This is a genomic window from Halonatronomonas betaini (assembly GCF_015666175.1).
Lineage (GTDB): Bacteria > Bacillota > Halanaerobiia > Halanaerobiales > Halarsenatibacteraceae > Halonatronomonas > Halonatronomonas betaini.
Map to the genome: position 1 here is coordinate 71,658 of NZ_JADPIE010000010.1, position 17,079 is coordinate 88,736.

At 39.3% G+C, this 17,079-nt stretch carries 14 protein-coding genes; 13 read left to right on the forward strand and 1 reads right to left on the reverse strand.

The annotated features are described in order from the left end of the window. Positions 1–3: 3 nt before the first annotated feature. The 10 genes from I0Q91_RS13925 to I0Q91_RS13970 all read left to right on the forward strand — a co-directional run bounded on the left by I0Q91_RS13925 (position 4) and on the right by I0Q91_RS13970 (position 12,810). Positions 4–933: a methylenetetrahydrofolate reductase gene (locus I0Q91_RS13925; protein ID WP_270455273.1), complete on the forward strand. Its 930-nt coding sequence runs from the start codon at positions 4–6 to the stop codon at positions 931–933. Beyond that, positions 933–1,382, forward strand: a complete 450-nt coding sequence (locus I0Q91_RS13930) for a 4Fe-4S dicluster domain-containing protein (protein ID WP_270455274.1) — start codon at positions 933–935, stop codon at positions 1,380–1,382. Before I0Q91_RS13925 ends, I0Q91_RS13930 begins: the two co-directional genes overlap by 1 nt. Before the next feature lies 1 nt (position 1,383). Continuing rightward, positions 1,384–4,434, forward strand: coding sequence for a CoB--CoM heterodisulfide reductase iron-sulfur subunit A family protein (locus tag I0Q91_RS13935; RefSeq protein WP_270455275.1), 3,051 nt, complete (start codon positions 1,384–1,386; stop codon positions 4,432–4,434). Further along, positions 4,434–4,967, forward strand: a complete 534-nt coding sequence (locus I0Q91_RS13940; protein ID WP_345790995.1) for a hydrogenase iron-sulfur subunit — start codon at positions 4,434–4,436, stop codon at positions 4,965–4,967. Before I0Q91_RS13935 ends, I0Q91_RS13940 begins: the two co-directional genes overlap by 1 nt. Beyond that, entirely contained in the window at positions 4,951–5,823 is an 873-nt protein-coding gene (locus I0Q91_RS13945) for a 4Fe-4S binding protein (protein ID WP_270455276.1), read from the forward strand. Before I0Q91_RS13940 ends, I0Q91_RS13945 begins: the two co-directional genes overlap by 17 nt. Positions 5,824–5,825: 2 nt before the next feature. Then, positions 5,826–6,911 carry a 4Fe-4S dicluster domain-containing protein gene (locus tag I0Q91_RS13950; protein ID WP_270455277.1) on the forward strand — a complete coding sequence of 362 codons (1,086 nt, stop codon included), beginning with the start codon at positions 5,826–5,828 and terminating at the stop codon, positions 6,909–6,911. After that, the gene (locus I0Q91_RS13955; protein WP_270455278.1) at positions 6,898–7,740 is read left to right on the forward strand and encodes an FAD/NAD(P)-binding protein; all 843 of its coding nucleotides are present in this window, start codon (positions 6,898–6,900) and stop codon (positions 7,738–7,740) included. Before I0Q91_RS13950 ends, I0Q91_RS13955 begins: the two co-directional genes overlap by 14 nt. A gap of 21 nt (positions 7,741–7,761) precedes the next feature. After that, entirely contained in the window at positions 7,762–9,189 is a 1,428-nt protein-coding gene (locus I0Q91_RS13960) for a trimethylamine methyltransferase family protein (protein ID WP_270455279.1), read from the forward strand. A 54-nt stretch (positions 9,190–9,243) separates the two neighbouring features. After that, positions 9,244–10,908, forward strand: coding sequence for a formate--tetrahydrofolate ligase (locus I0Q91_RS13965; protein WP_270455280.1), 1,665 nt, complete (start codon positions 9,244–9,246; stop codon positions 10,906–10,908). A 102-nt stretch (positions 10,909–11,010) separates the two neighbouring features. Continuing rightward, entirely contained in the window at positions 11,011–12,810 is a 1,800-nt protein-coding gene (locus I0Q91_RS13970; RefSeq protein ID WP_270455281.1) for an ASKHA domain-containing protein, read from the forward strand. 14 nt (positions 12,811–12,824) lie between these two features. On the opposite strand, the gene I0Q91_RS13975 is transcribed toward I0Q91_RS13970, so the two are convergent. Continuing rightward, on the reverse strand, positions 12,825–13,154 hold the full coding sequence (locus I0Q91_RS13975; RefSeq protein ID WP_270455282.1) for a late competence development ComFB family protein: 330 nt from the start codon (positions 13,152–13,154) through the stop codon (positions 12,825–12,827). 251 nt (positions 13,155–13,405) lie between these two features. Here I0Q91_RS13975 and I0Q91_RS13980 point away from each other — a divergent pair, with 251 nt between their 5' ends. Genes I0Q91_RS13980 through I0Q91_RS13990 form a run of 3 tightly spaced genes read left to right on the forward strand, consistent with a single transcriptional unit; the run spans position 13,406 to position 16,970 of the window. Continuing rightward, the gene (locus tag I0Q91_RS13980) at positions 13,406–14,047 is read left to right on the forward strand and encodes a TorD/DmsD family molecular chaperone (protein ID WP_270455283.1); all 642 of its coding nucleotides are present in this window, start codon (positions 13,406–13,408) and stop codon (positions 14,045–14,047) included. A gap of 4 nt (positions 14,048–14,051) precedes the next feature. Further along, positions 14,052–14,753, forward strand: a complete 702-nt coding sequence (locus I0Q91_RS13985) for a 4Fe-4S dicluster domain-containing protein (RefSeq protein WP_270455284.1) — start codon at positions 14,052–14,054, stop codon at positions 14,751–14,753. Between the two features lie 33 nt (positions 14,754–14,786). Continuing rightward, positions 14,787–16,970: a molybdopterin-dependent oxidoreductase gene (locus I0Q91_RS13990; protein ID WP_270455285.1), complete on the forward strand. Its 2,184-nt coding sequence runs from the start codon at positions 14,787–14,789 to the stop codon at positions 16,968–16,970. Positions 16,971–17,079 lie beyond the last annotated feature (109 nt).

Consider the following 17,079-nt stretch of genomic DNA (forward strand, 5'->3'; position numbering starts at 1 on the left):
AGGATGGCTGAATATATATCGAAATTACAACAACTATTAGAAGAAGGAGAGTTTGTAGTCTGCAGCGAGATGGGACCTCCAATCGGTGCTGATCCAGATTTTATTCGCAAGAAAGCCGATTTTTTGAAAGGTTATGTCGATGCAGTAAATATAACTGACAATCAGACTGCAATTGTTAGAATGTCAAGTATAGCTGCTGCTAAAATAGCTGCTGATGAAGGCCTGGAAATGATAATTCAGGCCACCGGTCGGGATCGAAATAGAATTGGTATTCAAAGCGATCTATTAGGGGCTAGTGCTCTAGGTTTAAGGAATGTTCTCTGCCTGACTGGAGATCATCAATGTTTTGGAATGGATGAAGGGGCTAAAAATGTTTTTGATTTAGATTCAGTTAGCATGCTAAGTGCGGCCAGGAGCATGGTTGATGATGGCATTTTATTAAACGGTAAGGAGATGGACTTTCCACCCAAATTATTCCTGGGCGGGGCAGCCAACCCCTTTGCAGATCCCTTTGAGCTTCATATGATGAAAGTTGAGAAAAAAGTAGAGGTTGGAATGGAGTTTATCCAGACCCAGGCTATTTATAATTTAGAGAAATTTGATCGCTGGATGGAAGAAGTGAGAAGAAGAGGAATTCATGAAAAATGCTATATAATGGCCGGGATTCTCCCGACTAAATCTGTAAAAGCTTTAAGAATGATGAAAAAACATGTTGCCGGTATGGATGTACCTGACGAGATTATTGAGAGAATGGATAGGGCAGAAGATAAAAAAGAAGAGGGAGTAAGAATGGCAGTTGATATTATCGAACATGTTAGAAAGATAGAAGGGGTTAGAGGAATTCATTTAATGCCGGTGGCCTGGGAGGAAATAACTCCTAGAGTTGTCGAAGAAGCAGGCCTCTACCCGAGACCGGAGGTGTCAGAGAGATAATGGTAAAAGAATATAAAGAATTAGATTATAAATTTAAAGATGAGATTAAGTCTAAGCCAGGAGGCGAGAATCTTAGCCTCTGTTATAGTTGTGGCAGCTGTACGGCAACCTGCCCGGTTAGTGAAGAGGAAGAAAACTTTAATCCAAGGTTGATAATTAAGAAAGCTCTGCTTGGTTTTAGAGAAGAACTTCTTTCTGAACTTACTATCTGGCAATGTATACAGTGTCGTCGCTGTGTATCTGCCTGTCCTCAAAATGTCAGATTTGCCGATATTATAAGGGTATTAAGGGAGTTATCAGTTTCAGCCGGTTATTATTCAGAAGAGCTGGAAGAAGAACTTGATAAATTTGATAGAAGTTTAGTTAATTATCGCTTAAAAAGTCTGGAAAGAGTTGAATCTGGTAAATCTACCTGGGAAAAAGAATTACCAGATTCAGGTGGTGTTTAAGATGGCAGATCCAGTAGTTGTTATCGGTGGAGGTATTGCTGGAATTCAGGCAGCAACTGATCTGGCTGAGATGGGTGTTCCTGTATATCTAGTAGAAAAAAGCCCCAGTCTTGGCGGCAGAATGGCCCAGCTTGATAAAACTTTTCCAACTAATGATTGCTCGACCTGTATCTTAGCTCCTAAGATTACATCATGTTACAACCATAAAAATGTAACCACATATACAATGACTGAACTTGTTGATGTTAAAGGAACACCAGGCAACTTTAGAGTAAGGCTTAAAAAGAGGCCTAGATATATTGATGAAGATAAATGTACCGGTTGTGCTGACTGTTTTGAAAAATGTCCTGAGAAAATTCCTGATGAATATAATCTAGGCTTAACTGAGCAGAAGGCAGTTCATAAATATCAACCCCAGGCAGTTCCTAATCTGGCTGTAATTGATCCAGATCATTGCCGTAAACTTCAGGAGGATAAATGTGGGCTCTGTGAAATAGTCTGTAATTTCGATGCAGTTGATTATAAACAGAGGGAGAAAAACTTTATAGTTCAGGCAGCTGCAATCATTTTTGCACCTGGTTATGAAGCATTTGCTGGTGATATTGTCAGTCAATATCATTATGGTAATCATCAGGATGTTGTTACAAGTCTTGAGTTTGAAAGGATCTTAAATGCTGCTGGACCGACTGATGGGAAAATTATTCGCCCATCTGACGGTAAAAAAGTTGAAAAGATTGCTTTTATCCATTGTACCGGTTCCAGGGATTATAGCTGTGACCATAATTATTGTTCATCAGTCTGCTGTATGTACTCAATTAAACATGCCTTATTGACCAGGGATCATCTGCCTGATGCCGGGGTTGATCTATATTATATGGATATAAGGTCCCATGGTAAAGGTTTTGAAAGATATTTTAATCGGGCAGAGGCAACTGATGGAGTTAATTTTATAAGAAGTCGAGTAGCTGAAATTGAGAGGAATTCAAAGGATAAAAAGCTCAATTTAAAAATAACAGATGGCGACAATGGTTTCGAGGCCAGAGATTATGACCTGGTTGTTCTTGCGACTGGAATTGCACCTAAACAAGAGGTTACTGAAGACTTACAGAAATTAAAAATAAGAACAAATAAATATGGCTTTGCTGATACAGAAGAATTTTCTCCATTTGTTACAGGTAGAGAGGGAATCTTTGCCTGTGGTGCTGTAACTGGTCCTAAAGATATACCAGAATCTGTTGCTGAAGCGAGTGGTTCAGCTGTTATGGCCGGTCAGTTAGCATCTTTAGATATTAATGAGCTTGGGATTACAGAAGCTCCTCCAGTTGCCAGTAGAGCAGTGACCAATCAGAGAACAAGAATTGGAGTCTTTGTCTGTCATTGTGGCACCAATATAGCAGGTGTGATTGATGTAGAAGAGGTGACTGAAAGAGTTGCAGAGATGCCATTTGTTGAGCTGGCTGAAGATGTTAAATATCTCTGTTCAACAGATAGCCAGAAATTAATAGCTGATAGAATTGAGGAACATGATTTAAATAGAATCTTAATAGCTTCATGTACTCCCCGAACCCATGAAATGCTCTTCCAGGATGCAGTGGAAAGAGCAGGCCTTAATCCCCATCTGATGGAGATGACCAATATCAGGGACCAGGGTTCCTGGGTTCATAAAGAAGAGAAAGAGAAAGCGACCTGGAAAGCCTATGAGCTGGTCCGGGCTGGTGTTGCCAGGATCAAGAATGCTCTGCCTTTAGAGCGGGGAGAAGTAGATAATATAACAAGAGCTCTAGTTCTTGGTGGTGGAATAGCCGGTATGACAGCTGCCAGAGAGCTTGGCAATCTTGGATTTCCAGTATCACTGGTTGAAGAGGAAGAATGGCTTGGTGGCAAGGCTGCAGAGATTCATCGGTCTGGTTTTGGCAGACCTATTAAACCTTTTTTAGAAAGATTAACTGCTGAGATCAGGGATAATAAGTTGATCGATATCTACTCAGGCTATAAGATAGATAATATCTCTGGATTTGTCGGGAATTATCAACTTGACATTTCAGGTCCCCAGCAGATTGAGCTTGAGGGCGGAGTCGTTATTGTTGCAACCGGAGGTCAGGAATTAAAACCTGATGAATATCAGTATCAAAATTCCGATAAGGTGATGACTGCTCTGGAATTAGAAGAGCTTATAGATAAAGACTCTAAAAGACTGGCTGATGCTAAAAAGATATATATGATCCAGTGTGTAGGTTCCAGAGAAGAAGAAAGGCCCTATTGCAGCAGGCTCTGCTGTACCCAGTCGTTAAGAAATGCAATTGAACTTAAAAAGAGAAATCCTGAATCAGAAATTACTATCCTATATCGTGAGATGCGGAGCTATGGGTATTATGAAGACCTATACCGGGAAGCTAGAGATATAGGGATTAATTTCTCCAGATTCGATCTGGATAATAAACCGGAAATTGAGAAAATAGAAGAAAACCAACTGGAGATAAGATTTAATGAGCCTTTAACTGGGACGACAATTAAAGATAATCCAGATTTAGTTATTCTGGCAGCAGCTGTTTTGCCAGGAGAGGATAATGAAAGAATCAGCAAGATGTTAAAGACGCCATTAAACGAAGATAAGTTTTTCCTTGAGGCCCATGTTAAGTTAAGACCAGTTGATTCCTCAACAGATGGAATATTTTTAACAGGTTTGGCCCATGGTCCTAAAAATATCTCTGAAACTATTTCCCAGAGCCGGGCAACTGCCGGTCGGGCTGCATCAATCCTCTCTAAAGAATTTTTATTAACTGAAGCTATGATTGCCGAAGTTGATGAGAGTTTATGTATTGGCTGTGGCGACTGTGAAAGGGTCTGTGTTTATAAGGCTATAGAGGTAGACCCAATTGATAAAAAGGCTGAAGTCAATAAGGTCCTCTGTAAAGGCTGTGGAAACTGTCTTGGAGTTTGCCGCCCCCATGCTGTTGACTTAAAAGGCTTCAGGAATCAGCAGATACTTGATGAAGTTGAGACTCTTTTAGCTGAAGACCAGGAAGAATTTAGCAAAGGGGGAATGCTCTAATGGCAGAAAGCAAAGAAGTTGCAAAAAAAGAGGAATTTGAGCCTAAAATAATTGCCTTTCTCTGTAACTGGTGCAGTTATGCTGCAGCAGATCTTGCTGGTAGCAGCAGGCTTCAGTATCCGACAAATATTAGAGCAGTCAGAATCCCCTGTACAGGCAGATTAAATCCATTAATAGTAATCAAGACCTTAAAAAAGGGGGCAGATGGCATTCTGGTTTCAGGCTGTCATCCTGGTGACTGTCACTATATTGATGGTAATTATTATGCCAGGCGTAGATTTATCATGTTAAAAGAGTTATTAGAGTATGCAGGGGTTGAGCCTGAGCGGCTTAATTTTACCTGGTGTTCTGCTGCTGAAGGCAGAAGGTTTGCCAGTGTAGTCAGACAGGTTGTTGATAGAGTCAAATCTGTTGGCCCCTGGGACGGTTATCTGTCAGCTGATTTAATGGAAGATTTTATACCTGAAGCAGGTAATCCTGGGTGTACTGAGCCAGATGATAAAGGCGGTGTAATCGATGACCAATTCATATAAAGAGATAACAGAAGATCTGCAGGATATAATTGAACAAATTTATAAACAGGAAGAATTTGATCGATTGCTTGCTTATGGTAGAGGTCTATTTTCAGGATTAATAGAGCCGGTTATCGTTGATAAAGAGGCTGAACTGGATCTTGATAGATTGGAATTTACAGATGAGGCCTATCAGATGTTAAGCAAGTATCTTTTAAAAAATAGAGAATTAAAGCAGGTAGTAGTTGCTAAACCCTGTGATACCAGGGCTATAGCCTTTTATATATCTGAAAATATTATTGCAAGGGATAACCTGATAGTCGTTGGAATTAATGGTTGTCCAGGAATAAAAGATAATACAGCCTGTGATGAATGCGATTCTAAAAATCCAGTGATAGCAGATTACACTGCAGGCAACCTAATGCCTGAAGATGAATTTGCAAAGGATAAGTCAGATTTAAAATATTTATTATCAGAGGAGAATCAAGTTACAAGAAAGAATCATTATACTAAAGAATTCATGAGATGTACCCAGTGCTATGCCTGTCGTGATGCCTGTCCGGTCTGTTATTGTGATCATTGTTTTGTTGAGAGTAATCAGCCGGTCTGGCTTGAAGCTGGCAGTGGGCCAGAAGAGGATATGGTCTTTCATTTAATGAGAACGATGCATATGCCTGGTAGATGTGTAAATTGTGGAGCCTGTGAGATGGCCTGTCCTGAAGGGATCGAGATGCGTTCCTTAACATCTCATCTATATCATCAGGCAAGAGAATATTTTGATTTTAGACCTGGATTAGCAGTAGATCAGAAATCACTTTTTTCAGACTATAATGAGGAAGATCCTGAACCTGGTTTCCTCCAGCAGGAGGGAGATTAATTATGAGACTAAAGAAATTAAACTCAGAAGAACTTATTGAGCTTTTGGAAATATTCTTTGCTGAATATGATCTGATTGCTCCATTTAAAGTTGAACAGGGTAGATTAAATCGAGTTCTTTTTCGAAAGATCAGGCAGAATAATGAGATACCATCAATCTATCTTAAAGAAATGCCTGAAACTACCCCTAAAAACTTTATACTGCCAAGGGATGAGCGTCTTGATTTTGAAAGGTTTAACTCTGAAAGAGAAGAAAATGAAAATAGTTTAGCCCGGGCTAAAACCAGGCTATTCTTTGGAGTTAGAAGCTGTGACCTGGCTGCTATTGAATTATTTGATGATGTCTTTTTAGATGAGGATTATCTTGATCCCTTTTATGAATCAAGAAGGGAAAAGAATATTTTCATAGGCTATTCTAATCAGATATTGCCACCGAATAATTTTCAGAAAGAATTAGAGATTGGTTATTTTGATCACCAGCTGGCTCCGGCATTCATCTATGAGGATTTAGAAGCCAGAGGGAGAGAACATTACTGGTTAAAAATTAAAGCAGGTTATCAATTCTCAAAAGATGTAGAAGCTCATCTGGATAATCTGGAGACTGGAGAAATTGGAAATTTAGAAAAACTATTAAATGACTGGGAAGATAAGTTTACTGGTGAGACAGACTTTGAAATAAAAAATAAATTGCCATTTCCAGAAAAAGAAGTCTTTAACCAGGTTGACTGGCAGGAACCGACAGCTAGCTGTCTCGGCTGTGGTGTCTGTACCTATTACTGTCCGACCTGTTTCTGTTTTGATTTCTTCTGGGATGGGAGTACTAAGAATCGTGCCTGGGATTCCTGTATGTTCTCATTATTTACTGAACATGCTTCAGGTCATAATCCCAGGGAGGAACAGCATCAGCGCTGGCGGCAACGTTTATTGCATAAATTCTCCTATCATCCCCAGAATTATAATGATAAACCAGGCTGTGTCGGTTGTGGCCGTTGTATCTATAAATGTCCAGTTAATTTAGATATTAGAAATGTAATAAATGCTGTCGATAAAACATTAGTTAAAGGAGGTCAGGCCAGTGAAGAGAGATGATTATCTTCCAGAGGAAGCTGAAATTATTGAAGTTATTCAGGAGACAGGCAGTAATCTTAATATAAAGACCTTTCATCTTAAACTTATAGGAGATGATCCAGTTTTTGACTTTAAGCCTGGCCAGTTTCTAATGTTGACTGTTCACGGTGTTGGGGAAGCTCCTTTTGGCCTGGCTTCATCGCCTTCTAATAGAGATAGGATTGTTATTTCAGTTAAAGAGACCGGCAAAGTAACTGCAGCCTTACATGAACTAACTGTAGGCGATAAAGTTGGACTTAGAGGGCCTTATGGGAATTCATTTCCTGTTGAAGAGCATAAATCCCAGGAAATAATTTTTATCAGTGGAGGAATCGGTCTGGCCCCACTCCGGTCAGCAATTGATTATGTGCTTGATCCTGATAACCGGGGAGATTATGGAAGAGTCCAGATGTTGCAGGCCTTTCGTTCACCTGAAGACATGCTCTATGACTATGATCAGCCTCGCTGGGAAGATGCTGAAAATATAGATATTAAATATACAATCGATAAACCCTGTGAAGACTGGGAACATTGTGTGGGTTTTCCTCATAAGCTTATAGAGGATGAAATTGATTGTATTATTGAGGGGGCAAAGTATTATGTTTGCGGGCCTCCGATAATGATTAAATCAGTAATTAATGAACTATTGGAGATTGGAATAAAACCTAAAGATATTATCACAACACTTGAGATGAGAATGTCCTGTGGGCTTGGGAAATGTGGAAAATGTAATATTGGCCATCGCTATGTCTGTAAAGATGGACCTGTCTTTAGTTATCAGGAGTTACTGGATATGCCTGAGGAATTTTAAGCAGCAAAAATAGTTTTGGGGGTGAGTAGATTGATAAAGAGAAGTAGAGCAGGCCTTGATATATTTTCTGAAAAAGATCTGGAGAAGATACATGAAGCAACCCTTGAAGTTTTAGAAAAAGCAGGAGTAGAAATCATGTCAGATGAGGCAAGAGAAATCTTTAAAAGTGCTGGTGTGAAAGTTAATGAGAAGAGTGTCCATCTTACTCAGAAAGATCTTGATGAGTATTTAAATCTGGCGCCTGAAAAATTTACTCTTTATGCTAGAAATGAACAGAATAATGTTGAAATTGGAGGTAATAATACAGTTCTGGCACCAGGTTATGGTTCGCCCTTTGTAATGGATTATCCAGAAATGAATCGTCGTGAATCTAAATATGATGATTATATAAAATTCACGAAGTTAGCCCAGGCTAGTGATAATATTGATGTTGTCGGTGGAGTATTGGTAGAACCAACTGATATTGATGATAAGATCCGCCACGGCAAGATGCTGGAGGCAGCAGTTAAATATAGTGATAAATGCCTGATGGGGAGCGCAATGGGGGCAAAAAAAGCACAGGAATCACTGGAGATGGCAGCTATAGTATTTGAGAGTGAAGAATTTGTCAGAAGTCATCCAGTTTTGATCTCCTTGATTAATACAAATAGTCCTTTAACGATTGATGAACGGATGAGCGATGCTCTTATGGTCCACTCTAAGAATAAACAGGCAATGGTTATTGCCTCATTAAGCATGACTGGAACAACTTCACCAACTACCCTGCCTGCCTCTTTAGTACAGCAGAATGCAGAGATTCTGACAGGGATAGTTTTAACCCAGCTAATTAATCCTGGTACCCCAGTAATTTATGGTTCTGCATCCAGTGTTGTTGATCTAAAGAAAGCAGATCTTGCCCTGGGAAGTCCTGAAACTGTCAAGATGTTTAATGGGACTGCTCAAATGGCCAGATATTATGGCATTCCATCGAGAGGTGGAGGAGCTTTAACTGATTCACTATTCCCTGATGCCCAGGCCGGTTATGAATCAATGCTTAATATAATGTCAGCTGTCAATAATGGTTTCAATTTTATCCTCCATGCCGCCGGTCTATTAGAAAATTATATGTCAATGTCCTATGAGAAATTTATCATCGATGATGAAGTCTGTGGGATAGTCAATAATGTGGCAGAGGGTTTAATTGTTGATGAGGATCAACTGGCAGTCGATGAAATAATTGAGATTGGAGCAGGTGGTAATTATATTTCTACTGATCATACTTTTAGCCATATGAAGGACATGAGAATGCCTCTATTATCAAAAAGAGAGCGGTATTTCAGTGATCAGGATCAGCCAGAGACTGCAGCAAGGGCTAAGGCTAAATATGAAGAAATACTTAATAATTTTAATAAGCCTGAATTAAAAGCAGGAATTTTGGAAAAATTACAGAAGTATATTGATAGGTTATAAAATTTTTTAGATTTATTTTAAAAGCACAATATTATAAAGGAGGAATTTAAAAGAATGAGAAGCGACATTGAAATTGCACAGGCAGCAGAAATGAAACCAATAAGTGAAATAGCAGAGAAGGCAGGTCTATTAGAAGAGGAATTGGAGCATTATGGTAAATATAAGGCCAAGGTTAATTTAGATGCCTTAGATAGGCTTGATCAGGACAGCAAACTTGTTCTAGTTACAGCTATGACCCCAACTCCTGCTGGTGAAGGAAAGACAACAACTACTGTAGGTTTAGGCCAGGCTTTAAATAGACTTGGCAAAAATGCAGCAATTGCTCTTAGAGAGCCGTCTTTAGGACCTACAATGGGTGTTAAAGGTGGTGCAGCCGGTGGTGGTTATTCCCAGGTTGTTCCAATGGAAGATATTAATCTCCATTTTACTGGTGATATCCATGCGATTGGTGTAGCCCACAACCTATTATCAGCAGCAATTGATAACCATATCAAGCAGGGTAATGAGCTTGGAATCGATCCAACAAGAGTCAGTTTTTCAAGAGTTGTAGATATGAATGATCGTGCTCTAAGAGATATTATAGTTGGTCTTGGCGGAAAATCTAATGGTTATCCAAGACAGGATAATTTCATGATCACAGTAGCCTCAGAAGTTATGGCTATCCTCTGTCTTGCTAATAATATTAGTGAGTTAAAAGAAAAGATCGGTAGAATTGTGGTTGCCTATAATTATGATGATGAGCCAATTATTGCAAAACAACTCGGTGTCCATGGTGCAATGGCTGCTCTACTTAAAGAAGCTATTAAGCCTAACCTGGTACAGACCTTAGAAAATACTCCGGCCTTTATCCATGGTGGACCATTTGCCAATATTGCTCATGGTTGTAATAGTGTTATGGCCACTAAAATGGCTATGTCAATCAGTGATATTACTGTTACTGAAGCTGGTTTTGGTGCTGACCTTGGTGCTGAGAAATTCTTCAATATCAAGTCCAGATTTGCCAATCTTAATCCTGATGCAACAGTCTTAGTTGCAACAGTTAGAGCTCTAAAGATGCATGGTGGCAAGGCCAAGGATGACTTAACAGATGAAGATCTTGACGCATTATCAGATGGTATCGAGAATTTAGAGAAGCATATTGAGAATATCAAGAAATTTGGGGTACCATTAGTTGTTGCAATTAACCGTTTCCCTGATGACACTGAAGCTGAACTAGAATTAGTTAGAGAACGTTGTGAAAAACTAGATGTTAATGTTGCTCTATCTGAAGTCTTTGCCAAAGGTGGCGAAGGTGGAGAGGAATTAGGTAAGAAGGTTATCGATATTCTAGATAACGAAGAATCAAAGTTTGAATTCCTCTATGATGAGAAAGCTTCAATTCCAGAAAAAATTAGAACTATAGCTGAAGAGGTTTATGGTGCTGATGGTGTTGAATTTAGCGATGAAGCTAAAAAGCAGATAGAACTATACAAATGCTATGGTTATGATAAACTGCCTATCTGTATGGCCAAGACTCAGAGTTCAATCTCTGATAACCCGGCTCTAAAGGGTAGACCAGAGGGTTTTAAAGTTAATGTTAGAGAGATTAATGTTTCTGCAGGTGCAGGCTTCTTAGTTGCCTTAACTGGACCGGTTCTTACAATGCCAGGTCTTCCAAAGAGACCATCTGCTGAAGATATTGATATCGATGAAAATGGAAAGATTAGTGGTTTATTCTAAACCGATAACTCATTTGATAAATAATAGAGATCAGGCAGTACCTGCTGTCTGGTCTCTTTTTTAAATATAATTTTCTTAAAATTAAGAATAAGGCGGGGTAATATGGCTTATCAGGTTAAAATAATTCAGGGTAATAAAGCTGATGAATTTGAAGTGGAAAAAGATAAGAATTTATATGATATTATTAATCAGAAAGGTTATCAACTTACAGCTTACTGCGGAGGAGAGGGGACCTGTCAAAAATGCAGAGTCCGCTTAACGCCTGCTCCAGAACTTAAAAGCATTGAAGAGGAGATTTTTACTGATAAGGAGAAAGCTCAGGGGCTCAGGCTGGCCTGTTTACATCAGGTTAAAGAAGACTTAGAGATAAGACTGGATACTGAAGGCGATATAAATGTATTGACCGGGACAGCTGCAGTCGAAGGTCGCTTAAATTCTGGCTGGAGACTGGTTGATTTTATGCCAGCAAAACCAGAACTTGATGATCAGAGGAGTTATCTGACAAGATATCTTGAAAAGACCAATACTGTCTCTATATCTGACAGTATTATTCAGGATATAAAAAAACTTGAAGCAAAGGTGGATAAATTAACAGGTATCTGCTGTCAGGACAGACTTGTTCAATTAATTTCAGGCAATGATCAGAAAAGATTACTAGGTGTCGCTGTTGATATTGGGACAACAACTCTGGTCCTTTATTTATATGATTTAGAAACCGGTGAGAAACTGGCAGTAGACTCTATGTATAATCCTCAGAAGGAATTTGGGGCTGACGTTATTACAAGGATCCAGTTTGCCAATAAATCTAAAGAGAATGCTCAGAAATTACAGCAGGTTTTAGTTGCAAGGTTAAATCAGGGCCTCCAGGATTTAACAGCTGAAATTAATACCAGGCCTGATGATATTTATAGAATTGCCTTTGCAGGCAATACAACAATGCTCCATACTTTATTAGGGTTTAATCCTATAGATATAGCTAAATCACCTTTTATTCCTGATTTCACAGAAGGTTTAAATCTGTCACCGGATTTAATAGGATTGGATATAAATTCTCAAGCTGAACTTTTAGTCCTGCCTTCTATTTCCGGCTATATTGGAGCCGATATAATTGCTGATCTGCTGGCAACAGGGGTAGGAGAAGCTAGAGAGAATCAATTATTAATTGATATTGGTACCAATGGAGAGGTTGCCCTGGGTAATAACAGGGAGATATATACCTGTTCTGTGGCTGCCGGTCCATCCTTTGAAGGCAGTAATATTTCATCTGGAATGGCTGCCCTGGATGGTGCAGCTGAAAGGTTTGAGATTAGGGAAGAGGGTTTTGATTATAAGACAATTAATGCTGCAGAACCAAGGGGTATCTGCGGTTCAGGGCTCCTGGATTTAGTAGCTGGATTTTTAAAGATTGGATTAATTAATCCTAAGGGTAAATTTAATGATAAAGAGAAGATGCCTGAATTCTGGCAGAAAAGATTTAATAAGGATAAAAAGGAAATTGTAATTTTTTCTGAGGAAGAAGCAGAAAATAAAATAAGCTTAACCCAGAAAGATATCAGACAACTGCAATTGGCCAAGGGAGCAATCAGGGCTGGCATTGAAGTTCTGGCAGCCAGGCTTGAGATAAAATTAGCAGAAATCAATCAGGTTTATCTGGTTGGAGGTTTTGCCAATTATCTTGATCCTGATAATACTATTTTAATTGGAATGCTACCTGAGATCTTTGCAGGTAAGATTCTTCAATTTGGTAATGGTTCAGGAGCAGGGGCCAGTCTATATCTACTGGATAGAGATCTAGAAACTATAGTTGAGGATTTAAAGGAGAGAATAAAATATATTGAACTCTCTAAAGATGCAGATTTCCAGGAAAAATTTATTGAAGAACTAAATTTCCCTGGAAATTAATTTGCAAATTATGTTTATTCATTATGTCGTGGATTTTTTGATATAATTTTGATTGCTCTGGTTAAAACTGAGATGATATCTACATTTACCTGCTGCTCAAACTCTATAAGTTTTGCATGGAGTGAACCCTGGGGACTGGATATATATTTGGCCGGGATTCTATTTAAAGTATAGGAAGCCATGTCCAATAAACAGTTGTGGCAGGTACAGATATCATTGAACTGCTCATCATTATTTAAGACTTCTTCTAATTTATCTAAGACAAAGTCTTCAGTATGATTTTCCAGTTCGTTTTTTAAAGAACTCTTGTCTATCTTTAAACGATTTGACTTATTTGCAGTCATTTTTTCACCTCATATTTTTTAGGATAAATTTAGCGCTATTGTTTATAATTATAATCTTTAAATTACTGACTGTCAATTGATTAATCCAACTTATGTTATATTTATTACATAAATTAAAAAACTGGCTTCAAAAAAGAGGAATAAAGGGGGATAAGTTTAATATAATATATAAGGGATTGTGAAATAAATCTCGATAACATCGCTAGGTTTTATAGGTTTAAAGTATTACGACAGGGAGGGGATAATATTTAATGGAAAATGAACTAAGGGAGAAGATGTATCTTGTTTTTGCCAGTTTATTTAGAGAGCCAGATCAGGAAATTTTTGAGGATATTAAGTCTGGTCTGCATAATAAAATAACGCAGAATTATTTTGGCCAGAAAAGTTTTGATATTCACATGCCAGCCTTTGAAAGTACAAATAATTTAAAAGAAATGTTAAAGCTCTGGAGAAATAATATCTGCCCTGAAGAAGGAAAAATTAGGCCAATTGAATCTATTTATAAGGTCTGGACCCTTGATGATAGTTATGATCTGCCCTTTGCCAAGGATAAAGGTTATTTAATGAGTGATTGGGCTCTTCATATCAAGCATCTCTTTAATGAGTTTGAGCTTGAGATTCCAGAGGATTATCAGGCAATGCCTGATTATATCTGCTTTGAGCTGGAATTTATGAGTTTATTGATAGCAGAAGATTTAAAGGAAGAGCAGAAATTATTTCTGCTCCATCATTTAGACTGGATTCCAGATTTGAGAGAGGAGGCAGAGGAAAAGGAGATAGTAGCTGAATACTTTAGTATTATTAAAATTTTAGAAATATTTTTAAAGTTAGAATGGCAGGAGTTTGATTTAAATAATGAGGAGACCGATAAATTCCAAAAATTTGAGAGGTGAGAAAATGAGTAATGAAAAGAATGGAGAAAGTAGAAGAGACTTCCTGAAGAAAGGAGCTGCCGGGGTGGCTACCTTAATGGCCGGCTTTGGAATGAAGGGTCAAAAAGTCGGTGCTGAAAATTTAGATGCCGGCAAAAAGGCTATTTTAATGGACCAGAGCCTCTGTGTTGAATGTCAGTCCTGTAGGCTGGCCTGTCAGCGGGAGAATGATTTTCCTATTACTGCTCAGAGTATTAAATTTAAGAGTATTGAGACTGGCTCATATCCTGATGTTGAATATAATTCGACTCGCTGGAGCTGTTTCCACTGTAATGATGCTCCCTGTATTGATTCCTGTCCGGTAGATGCCCTTGAAAGACAGGAAGGGGAGATGAATGTAACTGATATTGAGGCCTGTATTGGCTGTGGAGCCTGTTTAAATGACTGTCCCTATGATGTACCGGAGATTATTGAGGGCAAGATGTATAAATGTAATGGCTGTGTTCATCTGATTGAAGATGGAGAAAATCCTGCCTGTGTTTCGACCTGTCCGACTTATGCTGTTGAATTTGGCAATCAGGAAGAAATGGCAGAGCTAGGAGCTGAGCGGGTGGAAGAGCTGGAAGCAGATGGCAAAGAAGCTTATTTATATGGTTTAGAAGCTCAGGATGGCCTTGGCTTATTCCTGATTTTAAGAACTGCTCCAGAGGATTTTGAGCTTGTATAAAATACTTAGAAATTTTGAGGAGGTTTAATATAGATGGGATTAACTAGAAGAAAGTTTTTAAAGACGGCTGGATTGACTGCTGGAGCCGTTGGTATAGGATTAAGTGGTTTTGATTTCAAAGCCTGGGCTGAAGTTCAAGAAGATTCAGAAGTAGTTAAAAGGCCAAGTCTCTGTAATGTCTGTGCCAGTCACTGTGGAATGTGGATCCATGTTAAGAATGACCGGATCTGGAAGGTTACTGGCCATGAAGAGAATGGCAGGAGTCAGGGGAGATTATGCCCTAGAGCCCATGGCGGAATTGACTGGGTCTATGATCCTTACAGGTTAAAGCAACCTATTAAGATTGAAGATGATGGTAGTGTCAGGCCGATTGGCTGGAATCAGGCTTTAGATGAGATTGCTGAAAGGCTGACAGAGATTTTAGAAGAGGAAGGCCCAGAAAAGGTCTTTTATGCCCATAATCCAAGGAGAACCGGGGTCTTTTATGGCAATCGGTTTATGCATGCTTTAAATGTCAGCACGATTATGACTCATAATGCTGCCTGTAATACTGCTAGAGGCCGGGGTTTTGGTGCCACAATGGGTGGAGTGCCATCAGCTGATATTGGCAATAGCAAATATGTTGTTATGATCGGGAGAAATTACGGTGCAGGTATTAGAACCAGTCAGCTTAAAGCTGTAAATAAAGCAGTAAAAGGTGATACTACTTTAGTCTGTGTTGACCCGAGGCAGAACGAGACTTCAATAATAGCTGATAAATGGGTACCGATTAAGCCAGGTACTGACCTGGCTATGGTGCTGGCCATGTGTAAAGTTATAATTGATGACGATTCCTATAATCACGAATTCATTGAAGAACATACTATCGGCTTTGATCAGTTTGCTGATAGCCTTGATGAATATACGCCAGAATGGGCTGAAGAGTTGACAGATGTTCCTGCAGATACAATCAGAGAGATGGCCAGGGGATTAGCTGATGCAGCCCCGGCAGCTATAGTTCATCCGACCTGGAAAGGTGCCTTTGGCTGTAATTACGAAAATAGTACTGAGACTGCCAGAGCAGTTGCCTATTTAAATGCTTTGCTCGGTAACATTAATCAGGATGGTGGCCTGAAATTTTATAATGGTCCATCGACAGGTAGCCTTGATCCTGACAGGTATCCTGCACCATCTGCGCCAGACACTAAACGGGCCGATGGCGCCGGGGTTGAAGATGAATATCCGCTGGCTACAGGCCACGGTCTGCCCCATGTACTGGCTGAGCGGATTAAGGAAGGCAGGGTTAAAGCCGGTTTTGTCCGCCATCATAATCCTGTGCGTAACTTCCCTGATTATGACCATATGGAGGAAGGTTTTGGAGCGCTAGATTTACTGGTTGTCTTTGAGACCCAGCGTTCTGAGACTGCCATGGTTGCAGATTATGTCCTGCCAGAACCTTCATTTGCTGAAAGAGAGGAAATCATTGAATCCAGGGGTGGCAGCAGAGGTTATCTGGCCATGCGGACTCAGGCTATCCCTAAGATGTATAGCAAGACCAGGAGCTTTGATGAGATTATAAGAGAACTGGCTGTTAGAATGGGGGTTGGCGAATATTTCAAATTTACAATGGATGAGGCCAATGCTGCTATTTTAGAGCCCTTTGATATCAGCCTGATTGAATTTAAGGAGAAGGGTTCGATGATGGTTGATGTTCCTCAGCCTGAACCCTGGCCAGAACTAGGAACTCCAAGCGGAAAATTTGAATTTTATTCTGAAACCTTTGAGAAACATGGAGCACCTCCAGTTGCTGGCTGGTTGCCACCGGCAACAGGTCTTGAATTTGGTGATAATGAATTCAGGCTGGTCCATGGTAAGGAGGCTTATCATTCTCATACAGCCACAGCTAATACGCCACAGTTATTACAGATTACGAAAGATTATGATACTAACAGGCTCTGGATAAATGCCTCAGTGGCAGAGGAGATGGGACTTGCAGATGGTGATGAGGTGAAGGTTACATCTGATATTTTCAGTGATACTACCCGGATTAAAGTTACTGAAAGGATTCATCCGGAAACAGTTTATTATCCTGGGAGTTATGGCAATAGAACTTTCCATTACCGGGTGGCCCATGAGATTGATTCATTAAATCCTAATGACTTTGTTAAGTATCAGGTCGAATCGATTGTTGGTCATGCTATGGTGAATGAGGTTATAGTTACTGTAGAAAAAGTATAAATTATATTAAAAAAATATTGAATTTTAATTGCTGCTTAATTGTAAAATGAACTTGAACTAATTAAAAATTTAATAAAAAAGTGCCCATAGTGGCCCAAACTGTAATATA